Below are 13,023 nucleotides of genomic sequence, written 5' to 3'. Positions count from 1 at the left end.
CAGCCGTCGGTATCCGTCAGTAGTGGTACCGCGCCTGCACGATGACCAGCACACCGTCGGCGGGCTTGTACACCAGACGGTGCGTGTCGTCGATGCGTCGTGACCAGTAGCCCGACAGGTCGCCCTTCAGGGGTTCCGGCTTGCCGATGCCCTTGAACGGGTCACGTGTGATGTCGGTGATCAGTCTGTTGATCCGCTTGGTCACCTTCCGGTCGCTCTCGGCCCAGTGGACGTAGTCCTCCCAGCCGTGCGACGTGAAAGTGATCTTCACGTGCGCTCCGCGTCCGGATCGATCAGCTCGCGCCGCCGTGCGCCGCCGGACTCGGCCTCGGCGATGGAGTCGAGCAGGCGGCGGGCGTTCTTGGGGGAACGCAGGAGGTGCACCGTCTCCGTCCAGGCCGTGAAGTCCTCCTCGGACATGAGCACGGCGTTGCCCTTGCGGGAGGTGATGTGCACCGGGGCATGGTCCTCGTTGACCTGCTCTATCAGGGGGAACAGGTTCTGACGGGCTTCGCTTGCGGTAATGGACATACCGGTGCCTCCCTTCACGGCTTGTACAAGATATCGTACGAGTGTGGAGCGGTCCACCGGAGGCCGGAAACGGGGAGCGAGAGCGGTGCCCCGGCGCCCCCGCGCTGCTCCCCGGTTACGCTCAGGCCGTACGACCTTGATCCCACAGGTCCGACAGGAGGCCGAGATGACGGCGCCGGGGCGCAGGAGCAGTACCTTCACGCGGCTGCTGCGGCACGGCTTCACCGATCCCTCGGCCGCCGAGCGGCTGCTGGACGGCGTGGAGCTGGCACCGGTCCGCAGCGACCCGGTCCTGCTGGAGGCGCTGGGCGCCACCGCCGACCCGGACCTCGCCCTGCAGGGACTGGTCCGGCTCCTGGAGGCGCAGCCCGAGCCCACCGCCCGCCAGGAGCTGCTGGACACCCTGATAGCGGCCAAGCCGCTGCGCGACCGTCTCCTCGGTGTGCTCGGCGCCTCCGAGGCGCTCGCCGACCACCTCGCCCGGCACGCCGGCGACTGGCAGGCCCTGGTCACCTACGAGCCGCAGGACCTGCACCGCGGGGTGACGGAGTTCGAGCGCGGCCTCGCCGAGGCCACCGACCCCGTCTCCCTGCGCGTCGCCTACCGGCGCTGCCTGCTGTCCATCGCCGCCCGCGACGTGTGCGGCACCATCGACGTCGCCGAGACCGCCGCCGAGCTGGCCGACCTCGCCACCGCCACGCTGCGCGCCGCCCTCGCGCTCGCCGAGGCCGACGCGCCCGAGGACGCGGCGCTGTGCCGGCTCGCGGTGATCGCGATGGGCAAGTGCGGCGGACACGAGCTGAACTACGTCTCCGACGTGGACGTGATCTTCGTCGGCGAGCCCGCGGAAGGCGCGGACGGAGCGGCCGACGAGGCCAGGGCGATGCGGGCCGCGACCGCGCTCGCCTCGCACCTGATGCGGATCTGCTCCGAGACCACCGTCGAGGGCTCCATCTGGCCGGTCGACGCCAACCTACGCCCCGAGGGACGCAACGGCCCGCTGGTGCGCACCCTCAGCAGCCACCTCGCCTACTACCAGCGCTGGGCCAAGACCTGGGAGTTCCAGGCGCTGCTCAAGGCCCGCCCGGTGGCCGGCGACCCCGGCCTCGGCGCCGAGTACGTGGCCGCCCTCCAGCCGCTGGTGTGGCAGGCCGCCGACCGCGAGAACTTCGTCCCGGACGTGCAGAAGATGCGCCGCCGGGTGGTGGAGACCATCCCCGTCGCCGAGGTCGACCGGCAGCTGAAACTGGGTCCGGGCGGGCTCAGGGACGTCGAGTTCGCCGTCCAGCTGCTCCAGCTGGTGCACGGGCGGTCGGACACGTCCCTGCACAGCGGTACGACGCTGGACGCGCTGGAGTCCCTCGCCGCGGGCGGGTACGTGGGCCGGGCGGACGCCGCCCAGCTCGACGAGGCGTACCGCTTCCTGCGTTCCATGGAGCACCGCATCCAGCTCCACCGGCTGCGGCGCACCCACCTCGTCCCCGAGGGCGAGGCCGACCTGCGCCGCCTCGGCCGCTCCCTCGGCCTGCGCACCGACCCGGTCACCGGGCTGCTGCGTGCGTGGAAGCGGCACGCGTCCGTCGTACGCCGGCTGCACGAGAAGCTGTTCTACCGGCCGCTGCTCGACGCCGTCGCCCAGCTGGCGCCCGGCGAGGCCCGGCTGAGCCCCGAGGCGGCGAGGGAGCGGATGGTCGCCCTCGGGTACGCCGACCCGGCCGCCGCGCTCCGCCACCTGGAGGCGCTGGCGTCCGGCGTCACCCGCAAGGCGGCCATCCAGCGGACCCTGCTGCCCGTGCTGCTCGGCTGGTTCGCCGACTCCGCCGACCCGGACACCGGCCTGCTCAACTTCCGCAAGGTCTCCGACGCGCTCGGCACGACGCCCTGGTACCTGCGGCTGCTGCGGGACGAGGGTGCCGCGGCCGAGAACCTCGCCCGGGTGCTCTCCGCCGGGCGGCTCGCCCCCGACCTGCTGATGCGGGCGCCCGAGGCCGTCGCACTGCTCGGGGACGGCAACGCCGGAGGGCTGGCGCCGCGCGGGCGGCTCCAGCTGGAGCAGGAGACACTCGCCGCGGTCCGCCGGGCCGACGGCGCGGTGCAGGCGGTCACGGCGGCGCGCGGGGTCCGGCGCCGGGAGCTGTTCCGTACGGCCGCCGCGGACATCGTCGGCTCCTACGGCACCGAGGCGCAGCCCGTCGAGGCCGACCAGGGCGCCCTGGTGGACCTGGTCGGCGGCGCCGTCTCCGACCTGACGGCGGCGACCCTGGCGGGCACGCTCCGGGCCGTCGTACGGGAGGGCTGGGGCGACACGCTGCCGACCCGGTTCGCGATCATCGGCATGGGCCGGTTCGGCGGGCACGAGCTGGGCTACGGCTCGGACGCGGACGTGCTGTTCGTGCACGAGCCGCGCGACGGGGTCGAGGAACGGGAGGCGTCGGACGCGGCGAACAAGGTCGTCTCCGAGATGCGCCGCCTGCTCCAGGTCCCCAGCGCCGACCCGCCCCTCCTCATCGACGCGGGCCTGCGTCCCGAGGGCAAGTCCGGCCCGCTGGTGCGGACCCTGAAGTCGTACGAGGCCTACTACCGGCGCTGGTCGCTGGGGTGGGAGCGGCACGCGCTGCTGCGGGCCGAGTTCGTCGCCGGCGACGCGGACCTGGGGCGCCGGTTCACCGAGCTGGTCGATCCGCTGCGGTACCCGGCGGACGGGCTCGGGGAGGACGCCGTACGGGAGATCCGGCGGCTCAAGGCCCGGATGGAGTCCGAGCGGCTGCCGCGCGGCGCGGACCCCAAGCTGCACGCCAAACTGGGGCCGGGCGGGCTGTCCGACGTGGAGTGGACCGTGCAGCTGATGCAGCTGCGGCACGGGCACGCGGAGCGGGGGCTGCGTACCACCCGGACGCGCCAGGCGCTGTCCGCCGCCTGCGACGCCGGGCTCATCTCGGCGGAGAACGCCGGGACACTCGACGAGGCGTGGGTACTGGCGACGCGCGTCCGCAACGCGGTGATGCTGGTGCGCGGCCGGGCCGCCGACACCTTCCCGACCGACCCCCGCGAACTGGCGGCGGTGGGCCGCTACCTGGGCCACGGCCCGGGCCGCGCGGGCGACATGCTCGACGAGTACCGCCGCACGGCCCGCCGGGCCCGGGCGGTGGTGGAGGACCTGTTCTACGCCTAGCGGGCGTCGCTCGGATCAGGGCTCAGACGACCACGACCCGCCGCCCGCGCGTGTGGCCGGCCTGGCTGTCGATGTGCGCCGCCGCGGCCTCGGCCAGTGGGTACGACTTCTCGACCGGGATGTGGAGCCTTCCCCGTGAGATGAGGTCGACGGCCTCGGCGAGCGCGTCCGGCACGCTGCCGGCCACGCCGGAGAACCGGACACCGGACTCCGGCGCACCGAGGTCGGCGATGGACACTACCCTGCTCGGGTCCCCCGTCAGCTCGACGAGCTCGCGGATCACGCCCGCGCCGGCCAGATCGAGAGCCGCGTCGACGTGGCCGAGCCCCCGCACCCGCTCGACCCAGCCCTCCCCGTACGTCGTGGCGTGGGCACCCAGGCTCCGCAGGTAGTCCTGGTTCGCGGCCCCGGCCGTGCCGATCACCTTGATGCCACGGTCGCGGGCGATCTGCAGCACCGCCGACCCGACACCCCCGGACGCACCGCTGACCAGCAGCGTCTGCCCGGGCCGCACTCCGACCTCGCGGATGACGCGCAGCGCGGTCTCCACCACCGAGGGGTATCCGGCCGCCTCCTCGAACGTCAGCCCCTCGGGCATCCGGGCCCAGGCGCCCAGCACGGCGAACTCCGCGTAGGTGCTCGAACCCTCACCGAACACGTGGTCGCCGACCTCGACGCCTTCGACGCCCTCGCCGACCTCGTCCACCACCCCCGAGGCGTCCAGCCCGACTCCGGCGGGCAACCGGAGCGGATGGGCCCGCAGCATCTGGCCTTCACGGACCCGCCAGTCGACGGGGTTGACGCCCGCGGCCCGCACGGCGACGCGCACCTGGCCGGGGCCCGCGTGGGGCTCCTCGGCGTCTATGACTCGCAGGACGTCCGGACCGCCGAACTCGGCGAAGCTCACTTTTCTCATGTCGGCGACCGTAACACTAACGGTTAGGTTTTCGAAACGGTTACACCTTCGGATTTGGTAGTGTCAGCGCATGACCGTGCCGACCGGGCGCCGGGAACGCAAGAAGGCCGCGACCCGCCAGAAGATCGCCGACGCCGCCCTGCGGCTCTTCCTGGAACGCGGCTACGACGCGGTGGGCATCCGGGATGTGGCCGCCGAGGCCGACGTGGCCGTCACCACGCTCTTCGCCCACTTCGCCTCGAAAGAGGCCCTGGTGTTCGAGCAGGACCGGGACTTCGAGCATCGCCTCACGCGGGCGGTCACCGACCGGGCGCCGCACGAGCCGCTCGTCCCCGCGCTGCGCCGCGAGGTCCTGGCCCTGGTGCGGCACTGCACGGCGGACGGCGCCGCCCCGATCCGGCGCATGGTCGACGGATCACCCGCCCTGCGGGAGTACGAGGAGTCGATGCGGCTTCGCCACGCGGAGTCGCTGGCGGCGGCCATCGCCGCCGATCCCGGCCTGACGCAGGGCACGACGGTCTGCCGGACGATCGCGAGGTTCGCGGTCGACGCCTATTCGCTGGCCCGTGAGGCGCCCGATCCGGAGGCCGCGCTGGATGAGATCTTCCGGATGATCGAGGCGGCCTGGGAGGTCACCCGCCCTCCTCGGTGCGGCTGAGGAGCCGTCCCGCCGCGCGGGGCCGGGGCCGGAGCCCGTCCGGGGGCGGCCGGCCCTACGCCCGCGTGGGCGACCACGCCCGCCACCGCGCCGGCACCGTCCGCGGCAGCGCGTACGGCAGGCGTCCGTACCAGGCCGCCGCCACCATGTATCCGAACCCGAGACACAGCATCCCGCCCACCGCGTCCAGCCAGAAGTGGTTGGCGGTGGCGACGATCACGACCAGAGTCAGCGCCGGATACACCAGCCCCAGCACCCGCACCCACGGCACGGAAGCCAGCGCGAAGATGGTCAGCCCGCACCACACCGACCACCCGATGTGCATCGAGGGCATCGCCGCGTACTGGTTCGACATGTTCTTCAGGTCGCCGGACGCCATCGAGCCCCACGTCTCGTGGACCATCACCGTGTCGATGAAGCGCCCGCCGTTCATCAGACGGGGCGGGGCGAGCGGATACAGGTAGTAACCGACCAGGGCGACGCCCGTCGTCGCGAAGAGCACGAGCCGGGTCGCCGCGTACCGCCCGGGGTGGCCGCGGTACAGCCACACCAGCACACCCAGGGTCACCACGAAGTGCAGCGTGGCGTAGTAGTAGTTCATGCCGACGACCAGCCAAGTCACCGAGTTCACGGCATGGTTGACGGTCTGCTCCACGGCGATGCCGAGCTGCTGCTCGACGCGCCAGATCCAGTCGGCGTTGCGCAGCGCCTGCGTCCGCTGCTCCGGTACCGCGTTCCGGATGAGGGAGTACGTCCAGTAACTGACGGCGATCAGCAGGATCTCGAACCACAGCCGGGGTCGGCGCGGTGCACGGAGCCGGCGCAGCGGGCCCCGCCCCGTCTCCTCCGTGACGGGGTGCGGAACGCCCTCTTCCAGGCGTTCCGAAGTCCTCACGGTCGCGTCACCCATAGGCATGAAGTCTGCCAGAAAAGCCCTCTCCCACCGATCATCCCCCAGTCGGATCCGGGCCGCATCCGGCCACCTCGCGGAGGAGGGGCAGGGCTACCGGTTGCGTTCGCCCGGCGCCGACGCCGTCGAGCCGCGCACCACCAGCTCCGGCATGAACACGAACTCACTGTGCGGCGCGGGCGTTCCGCCGATCTCCTCCAGCAGCGTGCGCACCGCCGCCTGCCCCATCGCCGGGACCGGCTTGCGGACGGTCGTCAGCGGCGGGTCGGTGAAGGCGATCAGCGGCGAGTCGTCGAAGCCGACGACCGAGAAGTCCTTGGGCACCTCCAGGCCCCGCTGCCGGGCCGCCCGTATGGCGCCCAGCGCCATCATGTCGCTGGCGCAGACCACCGCCGTGCAGTTCCGCTCGATGAGCGCGGTGGCCGCCGCCTGGCCGCCCTCCAGGGTGTAGAGGGAGTGCTGGACGAGATCCTTCTCCACGGTCTCGGCACTCAGGTCCAGTTGGTCCTGGATCGTGCGGACGAAGCCCTCGATCTTGCGCTGCACCGGCACGAACCGCTTCGGGCCGAGGGCCAGCCCGATGCGGGTGTGGCCGAGCGAGACGAGGTGCGTGACCGCGAGGCTCATCGCGGCGCGGTCGTCGGGTGAGATGAACGGCGCCTGCACCTTCGACGAGAAACCGTCGACGAGGACGAAGGGCACGCCCTGTGCGCGCAGCCGTTCGTAGCGCTGCATGTCGGCGGTGGTGTCGGCGTGCAGCCCGGAGACGTAGATGATGCCGGCGACCCCTCGGTCGACCAGCATCTCCGTCAGCTCGTCCTCCGTGGAACCGCCCGGGGTCTGGGTGGCGAGGACCGGTGTGTAGCCCTGACGTGTCAGCGCCTGGCCGATGACCTGGGCGAGCGCCGGGAATATCGGGTTCTCCAGCTCCGGCGTGATCAGGCCGACCAGGCCCTCGCTGCGCTGCCGCAGGCGCACGGGACGTTCGTAGCCCAGGACGTCGAGGGCGGCGAGTACGGACTGTCGGGTGGTGGCGGCGACGCCCGGCTTCCCGTTGAGGACGCGGCTGACCGTCGCTTCGCTCACCCCCGCCTGGGCGGCGATGTCGGCAAGCCGTGTGGTCACAGGGGTGGACTGTACCTGTCGGCCGCCGCCTTGCACACCGATAGGGCGCCGTGCACGGCCTGTTGGACGGCCCGGCGCGGGCTGCTGCGTCATCGCGCTCCCTCGAGAAAGTGGCGGCAAGAGCTTGCAGAGTCTTGCACAACCGGCCCGATACCGCTCGACCCTCGTAAACAAGCGTCTCATGACGGTCGCCAGGAGGTCACGCACGGATAACTTCGGAGATCTCTTGCACTTTTTTGCTGCAAGCACTTTCGCGCCGCTTACAACGCTGTTACGTTCACGTCGCCCGACGGCGGCAAGGACGCGGTCGGTGTCGGCAGGAGCGGCGGACGGGCCCGCACCCTGCACCACACGGGCTTTCACCCTCAAGGAGAACTCATGCGGCGTGGCATAGCGGCCACCGCTCTGGTGGCGTCCCTCGCCCTCGCGGCGACGGCGTGCGGCGGGGACGGCGACAGCGACAGCGAGTCGGGCGGACCGGTCACCATCACGTACTGGGACACCTCGAACGCGACCAACGAGGCGCCGACCTACAAGGCCCTGGTCAAGGAGTTCGAGGCCGCCAACAAGGACGTCAAGGTCAACTACGTCAACGTCCCCTTCGACCAGGCGCAGAACAAGTTCGACACCGCCGCCGGTTCCAAGGGTGCCCCCGACGTGCTGCGTGCCGAGGTCGGCTGGACCCCCGCCTTCGCCAAGAAGGGCTTCTTCCTGCCGCTGGACGGTACCGAGGCCCTCGCCGAGCAGGACAAGTTCCAGCCCAACCTGATCGAGCAGGCCAAGTACGAGGGCAAGACCTACGGCGTCCCGCTGGTCACCGACACCCTCGCCTTCGTATACAACAAGGCACTCTTCGAGAAGGCCGGCGTCGAGGCCCCCAAGACCTGGGACGACCTGAAGAAGGCCGCCGCCACCATCAAGGACAAGACCGGCACCGACGGCTACTGGGCCTCCACGGCCGGGTACTACGCGCAGCCGTTCCTGTACGGCGAGGGCACCGACACGGTCGACGCCGAGGGCAAGAAGATCACCGTCAACTCGCCCGAGGCGAAGAAGGCGTACGGCACCTGGCTGAGCCTCTTCGAGGGCAAGGGCCTGCACAAGGCCGACGTCACCGCCGACGCCTACGCCCACATCCAGGAGGCGTTCGTCAGCGGCAAGGTCGCCTCGATCGTCCAGGGCCCGTGGGAGATCACCAACTTCTACAAGGGCTCCGCCTTCAAGGACAAGAACAACCTCGGCATCGCCACCGTCCCGGCCGGCTCCACCGGCAAGGCGGGCGCCCCGACCGGCGGCCACAACCTGTCGGTGTACGCCGGCTCGGACAAGGCCCACCAGGAGGCGTCGCTGAAGTTCGTGAAGTTCATGACCTCGGCGAAGTCCCAGGAGACCGTCGCCCTGAAGAACTCCACGCTGCCGACCCGCGACGACGCGTACACCGCCGAGGTCAAGGCCGACCCGGGCATCGCCGGCTTCCAGACGGTCCTGCCCGCCGCCCAGCCGCGTCCGGCCCTGCCGGAGTACAGCTCCCTGTGGACGCCGCTCGACGACGAGCTGCCCCAGATCGCCGGCGGCAAGAAGTCCCTGGACGAGGGGCTGAGCGACGCCGAGACCGCGATCGCCAAGCTGGTGCCGGACTTCAGCAAGTGAGTCCGGGTGGCCGCCGGGTCCCCAACCGGAGGGGAGGGACCCGGCGGCCACCGCACCGAGCGCCGCACCCCCTGACGTTCCGCTCGTCCTGATGCTCCCGAAGGTGTCGAACCATGACAGTCGCCATCGACCGCGCGACCGGCAAGCGCCGCGGTGACCGCACCCCGCGGCCCGGCCTTGGCCGGCGTCTGAAAGACGGCTACCAGAAGCACTGGTACGCCTACGCCATGATCGCGCCGGTGGCCGTCGTGATCGGCGTCCTCGTGCTGTACCCGCTGGGTTACGGCCTCTACCTCACCCTCACCGACGCCAACAGCCTCAACACCGGGCGCACGATCGGCGTCAACGAGATCGAGGCCACGTACGAGTTCGTCGGCCTGGACAACTACGCCGACATCCTGTGGGGCCCGACGGCGTACGACCGCTTCTGGTCGCACTTCATCTGGACCATCGTGTGGACGGCGGTCTGCGTCGGCCTGCACTTCTTCATCGGCCTCGGTCTGGCCCTGCTGCTCAACCAGAAGCTGCGCGGCCGCACCTTCTACCGGCTGATCCTGGTCCTGCCGTGGGCCGTGCCCACCTTCGTCACCGTCTTCGGCTGGCGCTTCATGCTCGCCGACGCCGGCATCGTCAACTCCGCCCTGGACTGGCTGCACCTGCCGACCCCCGCGTGGCTGGAGGACACCTTCTGGCAGCGGTTCTCCGCGATCATGGTCAACACCTGGTGCGGCGTGCCGTTCATGATGGTCTCGCTCCTCGGCGGCCTGCAGTCCATCGACAACACGCTCTACGAGGCCTCCGAGATGGACGGCGCGAACGCCTGGCAGCGGTTCCGCCACGTCACTCTCCCCGGTCTGCGGGCGGTCAGCTCCACGGTCGTCCTGCTCGGCATCATCTGGACCTTCAACCAGTTCGCCGTGATCTTCCTGCTGTTCGGCAACACCGCTCCCGAGGCGCAGATCCTCGTCACCTGGGCCTACCAGCTCGGTTTCGGACAGCAGCCGCGCGACTTCGCGCAGTCCGCCGCCTACGGCATCCTGCTGCTGGCCATCCTGATCGTCTTCACCTCCTTCTACCGCCGCTGGCTGAACCGCAATGAGCAGCAGCTCGCGAACTGAGGCAGGAGCCGCCATGAGTACTACAACCGCGCCCACCAAGGCCCCGGCGGAGCAGGCCGACGCGTCCACCGCGCCGCCGCGCCGGGTGCGCGGCCGCGGCGAACGCAGCCGCGCCGCGTCCCTCGCCTCCCACGGCATCCTGTCCGTCGCGAGCCTCATCGCGCTCTTCCCGGTCGCCTGGCTGGTCTACCTGTCGCTCGGCCCGGACAAGAACGACTACCTGCACCCCGAGCGCATCTGGTCGAAGATGACCTTCGACAACTACGCGTTCGTGCTCCAGCACACGCAGTTCTTCGACTGGCTGAAGAGTTCGCTTATCGTCTCGCTGGGGACCACGGTCATCGGCGTCATGGTCGCCGCCACCACCGGCTACGCGGTCTCGCGGATGCGCTTCCCGGGCTACAAGAAGCTCATGTGGGTGCTGCTGGTCACCCAGATGTTCCCCATCGCCGTACTGATCGTGCCGATGTACCAGATCCTGTCCGAGCTCCAGCTCGTCGACAGCTACCTCGGCCTGATCCTCGTCTACTGCTCGACCGCGGTGCCGTACTGCGCGTGGCTGCTCAAGGGCTACTTCGACACCATCCCGTTCGAGATCGACGAGGCCGGGCGCGTCGACGGGCTGAGCCCCTTCGGCACCTTCTTCCGGCTGATCCTGCCGCTCGCCCGGCCGGGCCTCGCGGTCGCCGGCTTCTACAGCTTCATCACCGCTTTCGGCGAGGTCGCCTTCGCCTCGACGTTCATGCTGAGCGACACGAAGTACACCTTCGCCGTCGGCCTGCAGAGCTTCGTCAGCGAGCACGACGCGCAGCGCCACCTGATGGCGGCCACCGCCGTACTCGTGGCGATACCCGTCTCCGCGTTCTTCTACCTGGTGCAGAAGAACCTGGTGACCGGCCTCACCGCCGGCGGCACGAAGGGCTGACGCCCCGCCGGGAAAACGTCCGGCCGCGGTGCCCATCCGACCCCGCTGCACCGCGGCCGGCCGCCTCGTCGCCCACCCGTACCTCCATGACCCGAACTCCGTCACATCACAAGGACGACATGAGCCAGCAGCACTCCGCCGCACCGGCCTCCGCCTCCGCCGTCGCCACCGTCGCAGGGCGCCACGACTGGTGGCGGGACGCGGTCATCTACCAGGTGTACCCGCGCAGCTTCGCCGACAGCAACGGCGACGGCATGGGAGACCTGGAGGGCGTCCGCACCCGCCTGCCGTACCTGCGCGACCTCGGCGTGGACGCCGTGTGGCTCAGCCCCTTCTACGCCTCGCCGCAGGCCGACGCCGGCTACGACGTCGCCGACTACCGGGCCGTCGACCCCATGTTCGGCACCCTGCTGGACGCCGACGCGCTGATCCGCGACGCCCACGCGCTGGACCTGCGCATCATCGTCGACCTGGTCCCCAACCACTCCTCCGACCAGTACGAGTGGTTCAGGCGCGCCCTCGCCGAGGGCCCCGGCTCGCCGTCGCGCGACCGCTACCACTTCCGCCCCGGCAAGGGTGAGAACGGCGAACTGCCGCCCAACGACTGGGAGTCCATCTTCGGCGGCCCCGCCTGGACCCGGGTCACCGAGCCCGACGGCACGCCGGGGGAGTGGTACCTGCACCTGTTCGCCCCGGAGCAGCCCGACTTCAACTGGGAGCACCCGGCTGTCGGCGACGAGTTCCGCTCCATCCTGCGGTTCTGGCTGGACATGGGCGTCGACGGCTTCCGGATCGACGTCGCGCACGGCATGGTGAAGGCCGAGGGTCTGCCCGACCTTGGATCACACGAGCAGCTGAAGCTGCTGGGCAACGATGTCATGCCGTTCTTCGACCAGGACGGAGTCCACGACATCTACCGCCAGTGGCGGCTCATCCTGGACGAGTACAGCGGCGAGCGCATCTTCGTCGCCGAGGCGTGGACCCCCACCGTCGAGCGCACCGCGAACTACGTCCGCCCCGACGAGCTGCACCAGGCCTTCAACTTCCAGTACCTGGGAACCCACTGGGACGCCGAGGAGCTGCGCACGGTCATCGACCGCACGCTGGACGCCATGCGCCCGGTCGGCGCCCCGGCCACCTGGGTCCTGTCCAACCACGACGTCACCCGGCACGCCACCCGCTTCGCCAACCCGGCGGGGCTCGGCACCCAGATCCGTCTGGCCGGCGACCGTGAACTGGGCCTGCGCAGGGCGCGCGCGGCGACCCTGCTGATGCTGGCGCTGCCCGGCTCGGCCTACGTCTACCAGGGCGAGGAGCTGGGTCTGCCGGACGTCGTCGACCTGCCGGACGAGGTGCGCCAGGACCCGGCGTACTTCCGGGGCGCGGGACAGGACGGCTTCCGCGACGGCTGCCGGGTGCCGATCCCCTGGACGCGCACGGGGACGTCGTACGGCTTCGGCGACGGCGGCAGCTGGCTGCCGCAGCCGGCGGGCTGGGGAGAGCTGAGCGTCGAGGCGCAGACCGGCGAGCCCGGTTCGACCCTGGAGCTGTACCGCGCCGCGCTGGCCGTGCGCCGCGAGCAGGCCGACCTGGGCGCGGGCGACGCCGTCGAGTGGCTGCGCGCGCCCGAGGGCGTCGTCGCCTTCCGGCGCGGCGAGTTCGTGTGCGTCGCCAACACCACCGGCGAGTCGGTGCCGATGCCCGCGTACGGGCGGGTACTCCTGGCCAGCGGTGAGGTGACCGAGGCGGCCGGCGAGGCGAAGGTGCCGGCGGACACGACGGTGTGGTGGGCGACCGGCTGACGGACCGTCGGTCCGGCGCATCGGCGTCCGGGCGGCCACGAGGGCCCGCCGCCCCCTGCTCCAGGGGGCGGCGGGCCCTCACTCGTATGCGTCCGCGCGCGGGGGGAGAGGGTTGTACGCCCGGGCGCATCGATTGCGCATCCATGCGATTGCAAGATCATAAGCAGATCGGGGGAACCCGGCCGAACGGCGCGAAGCGGTCTTGCTCCGGCAGTC

Annotated in this window: 11 protein-coding genes; 6 read left to right on the top strand and 5 right to left on the bottom strand. The window is 71.1% G+C overall.

The features are described 5' to 3' along the window. Positions 1-16: 16 nt before the first annotated feature. Together EBH09_RS10065 and EBH09_RS10060 are read right to left on the bottom strand one after the other, a co-directional pair. A complete protein-coding gene (locus tag EBH09_RS10065; RefSeq protein ID WP_121746670.1) occupies positions 17-271 on the bottom strand; it encodes a Txe/YoeB family addiction module toxin in 255 nt (84 codons plus the stop codon). Further along, the gene (locus EBH09_RS10060; protein ID WP_121746669.1) at positions 268-531 is read right to left on the bottom strand and encodes a type II toxin-antitoxin system prevent-host-death family antitoxin; all 264 of its coding nucleotides are present in this window, start codon (positions 529-531) and stop codon (positions 268-270) included. Before EBH09_RS10060 ends, EBH09_RS10065 begins: the two co-directional genes overlap by 4 nt. Before the next feature lie 166 nt (positions 532-697). Between EBH09_RS10060 and EBH09_RS10055 the strand changes: the two genes are divergently transcribed. Then, on the top strand, positions 698-3,703 hold the full coding sequence (locus tag EBH09_RS10055) for a bifunctional [glutamine synthetase] adenylyltransferase/[glutamine synthetase]-adenylyl-L-tyrosine phosphorylase (protein WP_121746668.1): 3,006 nt from the start codon (positions 698-700) through the stop codon (positions 3,701-3,703). A gap of 22 nt (positions 3,704-3,725) precedes the next feature. Here the strand turns inward: EBH09_RS10055 and EBH09_RS10050 are convergent, their stop codons facing one another. Next, a complete protein-coding gene (locus EBH09_RS10050) occupies positions 3,726-4,619 on the bottom strand; it encodes an NADP-dependent oxidoreductase (protein ID WP_121746667.1) in 894 nt (297 codons plus the stop codon). A 70-nt stretch (positions 4,620-4,689) separates the two neighbouring features. On the opposite strand from EBH09_RS10050, the gene EBH09_RS10045 reads away from it, so the two are divergent. Continuing rightward, complete coding sequence (locus tag EBH09_RS10045; protein WP_121746666.1) at positions 4,690-5,277, top strand: TetR/AcrR family transcriptional regulator; 588 nt, start codon at positions 4,690-4,692, stop codon at positions 5,275-5,277. A 55-nt stretch (positions 5,278-5,332) separates the two neighbouring features. Here EBH09_RS10045 and EBH09_RS10040 read toward each other — a convergent pair whose 3' ends face one another. Continuing rightward, positions 5,333-6,187, bottom strand: a complete 855-nt coding sequence (locus EBH09_RS10040; RefSeq protein ID WP_121746665.1) for a phosphatase PAP2 family protein — start codon at positions 6,185-6,187, stop codon at positions 5,333-5,335. Between the two features lie 93 nt (positions 6,188-6,280). After that, positions 6,281-7,312 carry a LacI family DNA-binding transcriptional regulator gene (locus EBH09_RS10035; RefSeq protein ID WP_121746664.1) on the bottom strand — a complete coding sequence of 344 codons (1,032 nt, stop codon included), beginning with the start codon at positions 7,310-7,312 and terminating at the stop codon, positions 6,281-6,283. Between the two features lie 378 nt (positions 7,313-7,690). On the opposite strand from EBH09_RS10035, the gene EBH09_RS10030 reads away from it, so the two are divergent. From EBH09_RS10030 to EBH09_RS10015, 4 genes are all read left to right on the top strand, one after another. Further along, positions 7,691-8,962: an extracellular solute-binding protein gene (locus EBH09_RS10030; protein WP_121746663.1), complete on the top strand. Its 1,272-nt coding sequence runs from the start codon at positions 7,691-7,693 to the stop codon at positions 8,960-8,962. A gap of 113 nt (positions 8,963-9,075) precedes the next feature. Next, positions 9,076-10,080, top strand: coding sequence for a sugar ABC transporter permease (locus EBH09_RS10025; RefSeq protein ID WP_121746662.1), 1,005 nt, complete (start codon positions 9,076-9,078; stop codon positions 10,078-10,080). Positions 10,081-10,093: 13 nt separating this feature from the next. Next, positions 10,094-11,005 carry an ABC transporter permease subunit gene (locus tag EBH09_RS10020; RefSeq protein WP_121746661.1) on the top strand — a complete coding sequence of 304 codons (912 nt, stop codon included), beginning with the start codon at positions 10,094-10,096 and terminating at the stop codon, positions 11,003-11,005. 119 nt (positions 11,006-11,124) lie between these two features. Next, entirely contained in the window at positions 11,125-12,807 is a 1,683-nt protein-coding gene (locus tag EBH09_RS10015) for a glycoside hydrolase family 13 protein (protein ID WP_121746660.1), read from the top strand. The last annotated feature ends 216 nt before the right edge of the window (positions 12,808-13,023 follow it).

Origin of the sequence: Streptomyces sp. E2N166 (assembly GCF_003671715.1) — a bacterium.
In the GTDB taxonomy this organism is placed as follows: domain Bacteria; phylum Actinomycetota; class Actinomycetes; order Streptomycetales; family Streptomycetaceae; genus Streptomyces; species Streptomyces thinghirensis.
The sequence above is the reverse complement of the archived record's forward strand: the minus strand, read 5'-3'. Positions and strand labels throughout refer to the sequence as shown.